We start from the raw sequence: 8,677 nt of genomic DNA, 5'->3' as shown, positions 1-8,677 counted from the left end.
CAGCGACGATTGGCCGCGCGCCAGCGAGATCCAACAGCGTGTGGTGCAATTCGAGCACCAGGCCGACGAGATCAAAAAGCAACTGCGCCTGCATCTACCCAAGAGCTTGTTTTTACCGGTACCGCGCACTGATCTGCTCGAACTCCTGACCATGCAGGATCGTATCCCCAACCGCGCCAAAGACATCGCGGGTATCATCATGGGCCGCCGCATGACTATCCCGCTGAGCATGAAAGAGCAGATGAACGAATTTGTGCGCGCCAGTGTCGCCGCCGCCGAACAGGCGCTGACCGCCATCAATGAGCTGGATGAACTGCTCGAAAGCGGCTTTAGCGGGCGCGAACTGGCGGTGGTGGAAAATATGATCAAGGAGTTGGACGACCTGGAAGAGAAGACCGACCACCTTGAAATTGGCGTGCGCACCTCGCTCTTTGCACTGGAGGCGCAGCTGCCGCCGGTCGATGTGATGTTCCTCTACAACATCATCGACTGGGTGGGTGACATCGCTAACCGCGCCCATGATGTGGGCGGCCGCCTGCAGTTGCTGCTAGCGCGCTAAGGCGTCTTAATCAGGGAATCCACCATGACTTTATTTGCCGAATACAGCCAGCTGCTGTTTATGTTGGCCTGTGTGTTTGGGCTGTTTATGGCCTGGGGTATAGGCGCCAATGATGTATCCAATGCGATGGGTACATCGGTAGGTGCACGCGCACTCACCATGAAACAGGCAATCTGCATCGCGATGGTGTTTGAGTTTGCCGGCGCTTATCTCGCCGGCGGCGAAGTCACCGAAACCATCCGTAGCGGCATAGTCGAGATGGAGGTGATGGCACGACATCCGGACTTGTTCGTTTATGGCATGCTCGCTTCACTGCTGGCCGCCGGTAGCTGGCTGCTGATTGCCAGTATGCTCGGCTGGCCAGTCTCCACTACCCACTCCATTGTGGGCGCCATTATTGGCTTTGCGGCGGTGGGCATCTCGGTCGATGCCGTCCAATGGAGCGCGGTATGGGGCATAGTAGGCAGTTGGGTAATTACCCCGGTGATGGCAGGCGTCTTGTCCTTCTGGATTTTCCGCTCAGTGCAGTTCCTGATACTGAATACTGAAGACCCCTTCGCCAACGCCAAACATTACATTCCCTATTACATGTTTGCGGTCGGCTTTTTCCTCTCGATGGTGACTATCCTCAAGGGGCTGAAATATGTTTTGCGGGAGCGCCAGATCGAATTCAGCTTTTTAGAGGCAGTGGTGATTGCTGCTGGGATAGGTGCGTTGGTGGCGGCAATTGGTATTTATCTGCTCAGCCGCATCAAACAGGATGCGGCCGCGGACAAGAGCAGCCGCTTCGCCAGTGTAGAGCGCGTCTTCGGCGTGCTCATGATTTTCACCGCCTGCTCTATGGCCTTCGCCCACGGCTCCAACGATGTCGCTAACGCCATCGGTCCGGTGGCAGCAGTGATCGCCGTAATCAAGTCGGGGGCGGTTGAAGCCAAAGCACCGGTTGAATCCTGGGTCCTGCTGTTGGGGGCTTTCGGTATTGTGACCGGTCTGGCAACCTACGGCTACAAAGTGATGCTGACCATCGGCAAAAAAATTACTGAACTGACTCCCAGCCGCGGCTTTGCTGCAGAGATGTCTGCCGCAGCCACTGTGGTGATCGCGTCAGGCGCCGGCCTGCCTATCTCTACTACCCACACCCTGGTGGGTGCCGTATTGGGCGTCGGTTTGGCGCGCGGTATAGGCGCACTCAATATCAGTGTGATCGGCGGTATTTTTGCCTCTTGGGTCATCACACTACCCGCAGGTGCTGGGCTATCGATCCTTTTCTTCTACGTTCTCCAAGCACTGTTTAGTTGAATATTGAGAGCATCAAAAGCCCGAGCGGGAAACCGTCTCGGGCTTTTTATTGTGCGAGGATTTATCGCCCCGTGCTTGCAATTTTATCGGTAATCGCCGATAACAGCCCGATAGTATTCTGGCGAGACCTCTCATGACTGTTGATTTCAAACGCTATCAAGATCACCTGCAACAACTGGTGGCGCTGCCCTCGGTCAGTTGCGCCGTACCCGAATGGGATATGAGCAACAGAGCGGTGATTGATTACCTCGCCAACTGCTTTGCGGATCTGGGTTTTAACACGCAAGTGATGCCACTGGCACAAACCGGCAAAGCCAACTTGGTTGCAACGCTCGGCACCGGCAGCGGTGGACTGGTATTAGCTGGCCACAGCGATACCGTGCCCTACGATGCCGATCGCTGGCAATCCGACCCGTTCATACTCACGGAAAAAGACGGCAAGCTCTACGGCTTAGGCGCCACTGACATGAAAGGTTTTTTCCCGGTGATTATCGAAGCCGTAAAACCCTATATCGACCAAACGTTTAAACACCCGCTCATCGTACTCGCCACCGCCGACGAAGAGAGCAGCATGAGCGGCGCCCGCGCCTTGGCAACAACAGGAATTCCTGGCGCAACACCGCGCTATGCAGTGATTGGCGAACCAACGGAGTTAGTGCCAATTCGCATGCACAAAGGCATCATGATGGAAGCGGTGCGCGTGCGCGGCCAGAGCGGCCACTCGTCTAACCCCGCGCTGGGGAAAAATGCGCTGGAAGCGATGAATCAAGTGATGAACGAACTCATCAACCTGCGTGGTGAATTGCAATTAAAATATCGCAATGCCGGGTTTGCGGTGCAGACACCCACGCTTAATTTGGGTTGCATCCACGGAGGCGACGGTGCCAACCGTATCTGTGGCGCATGCGAATTGCATTTTGATTTGCGTTTGCTACCCGGCATGGATAACGATGAATTGCGCGCGGCTATCCAGCAGCGACTAATTCCCATCGCCGAGCGTAGCGGCACCGATATCGTTTTATCATCGCTCTTTGAAGGTGTTGACCCCTTCGGTGAAAATGAACAGAGCGAATTGGTAAAATTATGCGAGCAACTCACCGGCAATCACTCCGAGAGCGTCGCCTTCGCCACTGAGGCGCCCTTCATGCAACAACTCGGCATGCAAACCGTGGTGATGGGACCTGGATCAATTAACCAGGCGCATCAGCCGGATGAATTTATTCCACTCAACCAGATTGAACCGGCAGTAAAGATTGTGCGCGGGTTGATTGAGAAATTTTGTTTGTAGTTTTTTCTTTCACAACAAAAAGAATTTTTAAAAGACCTTTTCAACAAGAACTTTTTAATTAGAGAAGCATCGTGCCTGCGAACACTCAAGATTACGTAAAATGGTTCCGCCATTCGACTCCCTACATCAATAGACACAGCGATAAGACGTTCGTTGTGATGCTGCCGGGTGAAGCTATCACTCACGCTAATTTTCACAACATCGTGCACGATATTGCCCTGCTCTGCAGCCTCGATGTGCGCCTGGTATTAGTACACGGCGCGCGCCCGCAAATTGACGATCGCCTGCAAGTCGCCGACACCTTCAGTCACTTCCACAATCACTTGCGCATTACCGACAGCGAGAGTTTACGTTTGGTAATTCAGGCAATTGGCGAAGCGCGCACGATTGTTGAAGCGGCGCTCTCTACCAGTTTACCCAACTCGCCAATGCACGATGCCGATATGCAAGTGATCAGCGGCAACTTTGTAGTAGCCATGCCCTACGGCGTGATTGATGGCGTGGATTTGCAACACACCGGTAAAGTTCGCAAGGTCAACACCCGCTCGCTCAACGCAGCGCTGGACTCTGGCGCAGTAGTCTTGCTCTCGCCACTCGCCTATTCACCTACTGGCGAAATTTTTAATTTGACCTTTAGCGATGTCGCCACGCATGTTGCCGGTGCAATCAAGGCTGACAAATTATTGGCCTTTGTTGCAGGTAATGGATTGAGCGATAGTGAAGGCAATTTAATTCGCCAGTTATCGCTACCGGAATGCAAAAACTATCTCACCGAATTTGGCAACAACATCAGTTTTGATTTGCAGCAAGCAGTGAGCGCTTGTTATTTGAGTTGCCTGCAAGGTGTGCAGCGCGCGCAATTAATTAGCTACGAAACCGACGGTGCATTGCTCACCGAATTATTTACCCGCGACGGTTTGGGCACCATGATTTATTCGGGCCAATACGAGCAATTGCGCACAGCGAGTATCGATGATGTCGCCGGTATTCTGGAATTAATTCGCCCGCTCGAAGAGCAGGGAATTTTAGTGCGTCGCTCGCGTGAAATATTGGAAACAGAGATCAACAAATTCCACGTGATGGATAAAGACGGCTCGATTATCGCCTGTGCTGCGCTCTACCCTTACGGTGATATGGCAGAGCTGTCCTGTGTGGCAACCCATCCGGATTACCGCAATGGCGGCCGTGCGGCTGCACTCTTGCAGCAGATGGAGAACCAGGCGCGCAAACAACATATCAAACAATTATTTTTGCTCACCACCCAAACAGCGCACTGGTTCATCGAGCAGGGGTTTGTGCAAGGCAAGATTGAGGATTTACCCATCGCCAAACAGGAGCTTTACAACTACCAGCGCAACTCCAAGATTTTTATTAAATCGCTGGAATGATTAAGTTGGAGGCCGCTGCCCATATCGTCACAAGCGGCCATTCCTTTCCATCGCCTCCCAAACCCCAAGCTGCCGGAAAGCCTGCTTTCTGGTATGATTTCGTCCATTACCACATCCAAATTCACCGCTGTTAGCAACTCGCGACGCGCTTTACGAGGTTATGCCTTATGCCCATCTATCGCTCCAAAACCACCACCGCTGGCCGCAACATGGCCGGTGCCCGCGCATTGTGGCGCGCAACCGGCATGAAAGACGGCGATTTCGACAAGCCGATTATTGCCATCGCAAACTCCTTTACCCAATTCGTTCCAGGTCATGTGCATTTGAAAGACCTCGGTCAATTGGTAGCGCGCGAGATTGAAAGAGTCGGTGGCGTTGCCAAAGAATTCAATACCATCGCGGTAGATGATGGTATTGCCATGGGTCACGATGGCATGCTCTATAGCTTGCCGTCGCGCGATATCATCGCCGATTCAGTGGAATATATGGTCAACGCCCACTGCGCCGACGCGATTGTATGTATCTCCAACTGCGACAAAATTACCCCCGGTATGCTGATGGCAGCGATGCGCCTGAATATCCCGGTAATTTTTGTCTCTGGCGGCCCTATGGAGGCAGGTAAAACCAAATTGTCCGAGCACAAGCTCGATTTGGTTGATGCCATGGTAATCGCTGTAGATGACAACGCCAGCGACGAAAAAGTAAATGAGTACGAACGCTCCGCCTGCCCCACCTGCGGCTCTTGCTCGGGCATGTTTACCGCAAACTCGATGAACTGCTTGACCGAAGCGCTGGGCTTGTCTCTACCCGGCAACGGCTCTTTGCTGGCAACCCACTCTGATCGCGAGCAGCTGTTTTTGGAGGCGGGTCGTCGCATCGTAGAAATAACCAAGCGCTACTACGAAGAAGATGACGTGAGTGTACTACCGCGCTCTATCGCCAGCTTTGATGCCTTTGAAAATGCGATGGCACTGGATATTGCAATGGGCGGCTCCACCAATACCATTCTGCATTTGCTGGCAGCAGCGCAGGAGGGTGATGTGCCCTTCACCATGTTCGATGTAGACCGTATGAGTCGCAAAGTACCGCAGCTCTGTAAAGTCGCCCCAAATACACCCAAATACCATATGGAAGACGTGCACCGCGCCGGCGGTGTAATGAGCATTTTGGCCGAGCTGAATCGCGGGGGACTGCTGCACAATCAATTGCCCACGGTGCATAGCAAAACCTTTCAAGAAGCACTGGATAAGTGGGACATCATTACTACTTCGTCGGAAGCTGTGGCGACCTTCTACAAAGCTGGCCCAGCCGGTATCCCGACACAAGTGGCGTTTAGCCAATCCACCCGTTGGCCGACACTGGATGGCGACCGCGCCGAAGGCTGCATTCGCTCCGTAAAAAATGCGTACAGCAAAGAAGGCGGCTTGGCAGTACTTAAAGGCAATATTGCTATCGACGGCTGTGTAGTTAAAACCTCGGGAGTGGATGAAAGCTGCTGGGTATTTGAAGGCAAGGCTTACGTAGTGGAAAGTCAGGACAAAGCTGTGGCCGATATCCTCGACGGCAAAGTTAAGGAAGGCGATGTAGTAGTAATCCGCTACGAAGGACCTAAAGGTGGTCCGGGCATGCAAGAAATGCTTTACCCCACCAGCTATTTGAAATCGAAAGGGTTGGGCAAGGCTTGCGCACTGTTAACCGACGGTCGCTTCTCAGGCGGAACCTCTGGCCTATCTATCGGCCACGTATCACCTGAAGCAGCCTCTGGCGGTGCGATTGGCTTGGTGCAGACTGGCGATATTATCCACATCGACATCCCCAACCGCACCATCAACGTAGCATTGACGGATGCTGAGCTTGATGCGCGCCGCGCTGCGGAAAATGCGAAAGGGGCTCTAGCTTGGAAACCCACCGAAGTTCGCCCACGCAAAGTCAGCGCTTCGTTAAAAGCCTACGCAATGTTGGCGACTAGCGCCGATAAAGGGGCCGTAAGGGATTTGAGCAAGTTAGATTAATTAGAGAAAAGGGTGCTGCAAGCCAACGTGCACGTAGCACCACCTCTTAATTAAATTGATACGACTCTTCTAAAGATGAAACTCCAGACAATAAAAAAGCCAGCAATTGCTGGCTTTTTTATTGAGCAAAAATTACTACTTATTAATTCTTCGCAAGAGCTTCCAATCTGGCCTTCTCCTTTTCGGAGAAGACAACCCATTGAGCAGCCACTTTAGAACTACGAGCATCTTTACCCGCTTCTTTAAAGAACTTAATTGCCTCGTCAAAGTTTTTCAACTCAAACTCAGCTTGAGCTACTGTCAGGTTGGCGTAATCAACACGCTTAAGTTTTCCAGCTTTAAGCGCTTGACGCCCCCACTTTGATGCTTCTTTGTATTTATCAGTTGCAAGGTAAGCCTGTGCAAGACCGATAATCAAATCACCATCTGTTGACTTTTCGGCGGCCTTTTCGTATTCAACCAAAGATTCTTTTGCATCTTGAGCCAAACGCAAGGAGTCAGCTAACAGCTTGAGATTTTTCGCCGTCGGCTCAACAATCTTGTCAGTGTAGATAGCCTTTTTCAGCACTTTAGCTGCTTTGTAAGGAACTTCTTCTTCCAAGTACATACTTGCCAAGCGAATAATATCTTTCTCAATGGTCAAGCCACCCATCAGATAGCAAGTTTCAAAAGCATACAGAGACTGTTTTGGTCGATCGACCACATAATAAATTTGGGATAACTGCTTCCAATACTGCGCCTTTGGATAATGCTTAACCAGTTTCTCCAATACCACTAAACTGCTCTTATAGTCTTCTTTATCGACGTACAGACCACGTTGAAGCACATACCAAGACTCAGCAGGAATCTTACCGGCCGACTCTTGATTTTTCACCGCTTCATTGACATTGAGAAGAGCATTGTTCGTGTCGTCGAGCTGATAATACAGCGTCGAAAACATATAAGAATCTTCTGGCTTAATAGCATCAGTATACTCAGTCCACTTAAGCAGAGTTTCTAATGCCTTTTTCGGATTATCCAGTTGCGAATAGAGCTGACCAACAATACGAATTGTCGATGCTTCAGTAGCAAGCGGCATATTCGGCGTTTGAGCGAGCATTTTGTTAAAGCTTTCAATGGCTTTAGCATAATTCTCGCTACCCAAATGAGCATAGCCGGTGTACTGGTGCAACAACACCAATTCATAAGCATTCGCTTTAGCTGTGTTGGCTGCCATCTCATTCAGAAGCTGCATCGCCTTTTTGGGGTCAGGCTTTACAGATTCATCTTGCGGCTGCAGATAGTTAGCGGCTTCTGTAATTTTCTTACCGAAAGACTCGCTAACGTTGGGAAATTTGCGTTGCTCATTTGCATGCTTATTCTTTGCTTTCACCTGAGCCATTGCGCTAGAAATTTCTAACGCGCCCGGCGCCACTGCATCGATTGCTTTACTCAACAACAGTGGAGAAACAGCAATAACACCAGCAAGCAAGGTGCGGCTCAGAGCAACTGAAACGGCAGGAAATACTTGTCTCATTTCATTACCCCTTATTTCTGCATCTCATAGGTGAAGCGGTTCTTCACCCCAGGAACTTCGACTGGCTTGCCGTCAACCACTTTTGGTTTGTACTTGAACTTGAGAGCTGCTTTCACAGATGCACGGTTAAATACTGAAGTTGGCTTGCCATCTTTAGTAATACATTGATCCTCGATAGGCTGTGGATCACGTGTAGTTCCTGTTTCAGTTACGGTATAAACAACAGTGCAGTAACCTTCGATGCCACGAGATAGCGCGGTACTGGGGTACTCTGGAGGAACCTTAACTATAGGCAAATATTCACCTTCACTAAATGCAAGAGATCCAGATCCAACATCGATTCCGGCTTTAGCAACAGGAGCTGTCATATTTAAAGCTTCGCCTGAAACAACGGGTGCATCAAACTCAGGCTCTGGTAAATCCGGTGGAGTCTCAGGCTCTTGAGGCTTCTCCGGTTTTACATCGTCCAAGCGAGTTTCAATTTTCGTGTTACTCATACGAATGTCTGGGATCTTCACAGATTTTGTTTCATCTGGAGGAGCAAACTCTGTGTTAACCAGACTATTCATCAAATACAGGAGTCCGAGCGTGGTTACTACCCCGAGGATTCCCGCT

Annotated in this window: 7 protein-coding genes; 5 read left to right on the top strand and 2 right to left on the bottom strand. The window is 50.9% G+C overall.

Annotated elements, in window-relative coordinates; translation table 11 throughout:
- The 5 genes from ACWA6V_RS12435 to ilvD all read left to right on the top strand — a co-directional run.
- Window positions 1–559: TIGR00153 family protein (locus tag ACWA6V_RS12435; protein ID WP_449522788.1), on the top strand; the 559-nt coding region annotated here is incomplete at its 5' end.
- A gap of 24 nt (window positions 560–583) precedes the next feature.
- The gene (locus ACWA6V_RS12430; protein ID WP_449522787.1) at window positions 584–1,858 is read left to right on the top strand and encodes an inorganic phosphate transporter; all 1,275 of its coding nucleotides are present in this window, start codon (window positions 584–586) and stop codon (window positions 1,856–1,858) included.
- A 133-nt stretch (window positions 1,859–1,991) separates the two neighbouring features.
- Complete coding sequence (gene argE, locus ACWA6V_RS12425) at window positions 1,992–3,146, top strand: acetylornithine deacetylase (protein ID WP_449522786.1); 1,155 nt, start codon at window positions 1,992–1,994, stop codon at window positions 3,144–3,146.
- Between the two features lie 71 nt (window positions 3,147–3,217).
- Window positions 3,218–4,534 carry an amino-acid N-acetyltransferase gene (gene argA / locus ACWA6V_RS12420; protein ID WP_331352919.1) on the top strand — a complete coding sequence of 439 codons (1,317 nt, stop codon included), beginning with the start codon at window positions 3,218–3,220 and terminating at the stop codon, window positions 4,532–4,534.
- A gap of 167 nt (window positions 4,535–4,701) precedes the next feature.
- On the top strand, window positions 4,702–6,546 hold the full coding sequence (gene ilvD, locus ACWA6V_RS12415) for a dihydroxy-acid dehydratase (protein WP_449522785.1): 1,845 nt from the start codon (window positions 4,702–4,704) through the stop codon (window positions 6,544–6,546).
- 142 nt (window positions 6,547–6,688) lie between these two features.
- On the opposite strand, the gene ACWA6V_RS12410 is transcribed toward ilvD, so the two are convergent.
- Window positions 6,689–8,062 (bottom strand): tetratricopeptide repeat protein, encoded by a 1,374-nt coding sequence (locus ACWA6V_RS12410; RefSeq protein ID WP_449522784.1) that lies wholly within the window; start codon window positions 8,060–8,062, stop codon window positions 6,689–6,691.
- 11 nt (window positions 8,063–8,073) lie between these two features.
- Window positions 8,074–8,677, bottom strand: a 604-nt coding sequence (locus ACWA6V_RS12405) for an energy transducer TonB (protein ID WP_449522783.1), incomplete at its 5' end; no start/stop codon positions are given.

Source organism: Cellvibrio sp., from assembly GCF_053579595.1.
Note: the sequence above shows the minus strand (reverse complement) of the source record. Positions and strands in the feature narration are given on the sequence as shown.